This window comes from Acidovorax sp. KPB24-07 (assembly GCF_057543315.1).
The window spans coordinates 1-1,313 of the sequence record NZ_BAAJYS010000656.1 but is presented as its reverse complement, the minus strand read 5'-3'; the positions used below and the strand labels follow the sequence as shown (position 1 = coordinate 1,313).

Genomic DNA, 1,313 nt, shown 5'->3' with positions numbered 1-1,313 from the left:
TTGCTATTAAAATAAAATAGCATAATGCCCTAGTGTCGATTGTGCTGGAGGCCAAAAAACACCCAAACCGTTGCCGAGCGCAGCACCGTGACCTCCTGTCCGGCCGTGCTTGTGCTGCACCGCGTTGTGGCCTACCGTGTGCCTTCCCTGAGGGCGGCAGCCTTGGCGCCACGGATTCGATCCCCGAGTTCCGGCCGGTGCGCGCGCCAGCCCTGTGAAGAAAGTGCGCATATGAACGTCGTGTTCCTGGGCAAGGTGGCGGAACAGCCCCTGCCGTTCACCACCTCCGACCCCGAGGAAATCCAGCATTTCGAGCTGCTGCGCGCCGCTGGCCTGCTGACGGGCACCACCGCCGTGGAGGAGGAGGGCGGCCCGGTCTGCGCCCGGATCACGGGCTTCACCGAGGAAGGCCGCGCGCTGCAGGCGCTGGATGTGCAATTGCAGCGCATGCACCTGCGCGGCCTGCTGCGCCGCCTCTCCCTGGCCGCGTGAACCGCAGGCGGTAGCCCGGGCCAGTGCAGGCCCACGGCATCGGGGCGAACGGCGCCTGGCGAAGGGGCGGGAGACATCCCGAGCGAACGGCGCTAATATCTGTGTTTATATACAGTCTTTGGCTGGCCGCAGGCAGGCGTCGAACCGGCGCCGCCCCTGGCCCAGCCCGCAGCCGAGGCGCCGTCCATGTCCGAATTCCAGATCCCACTGCACGCCATCAAGGGGCGGGGCGCCGCGACGCGGATCCCGCACCGTTTCCTGCGCGATGCGCGCGACGCCTTCGACGATGGCTGGGCCGGGCCCGGCGAAGGGCCGGACGCCGCCGCCCCCCAGGCCACGCGCGTGGTGCTGGAGACCGCGCGCAGCGCCATCTGCGCCAACGACTCGCCGGACATCTTCTTCGAGCACTCGGTCAACCCCTACCGCGGGTGCGAGCACGGCTGCATCTACTGCTACGCGCGGCCCACGCATAGCTACCTGAACCTGTCGCCGGGGCTGGACTTCGAGACGCAGATCATCGCCAAGCACAACATCGCCGAGGTGCTGCGCGGCGAACTGGCCCGGCCCGGGCATGTGCCGCAGCTGCTCAACATCGGATCCGCCACCGACTGCTACCAGCCCGTGGAGCGCGAGCTGCGCCTGACGCGCGGGCTGATCGAAGTGCTGGGCGAGGCCCGCTACCCGTTTTCGGTCATCACCAAGTCGAGCGGGGTGGAGCGCGACCTCGACCTGCTCGCCCCCCTGGCCCGCGACCGCCTGGCCGCCGCCTACGTGACCATCACCACGCTGGACGCCGCGCTCGCCCGCCGCCTGGAGCCGCG

The 1,313-nt window shown here is 69.0% G+C and carries 2 protein-coding genes; both read left to right on the top strand.

The genetic code is table 11. From position 1 onward, the window contains the following. Positions 1–231: 231 nt before the first annotated feature. On the top strand, positions 232–492 hold the full coding sequence (locus AC27IQ_RS24765; protein ID WP_272568362.1) for a hypothetical protein: 261 nt from the start codon (positions 232–234) through the stop codon (positions 490–492). A gap of 186 nt (positions 493–678) precedes the next feature. Beyond that, positions 679–1,313 (top strand): radical SAM family protein (locus AC27IQ_RS24760; RefSeq protein WP_487091185.1); only part of this gene is annotated, 635 nt, incomplete at its 3' end.

Bases quoted from the DNA above. Each gene is read 5' to 3' on its own strand.
- AC27IQ_RS24765 (WP_272568362.1), top strand. From the start codon at position 232: ATGAACGTCGTGTTCCTGGGCAAGGTGGCGGAACAGCCCCTGCCGTTC.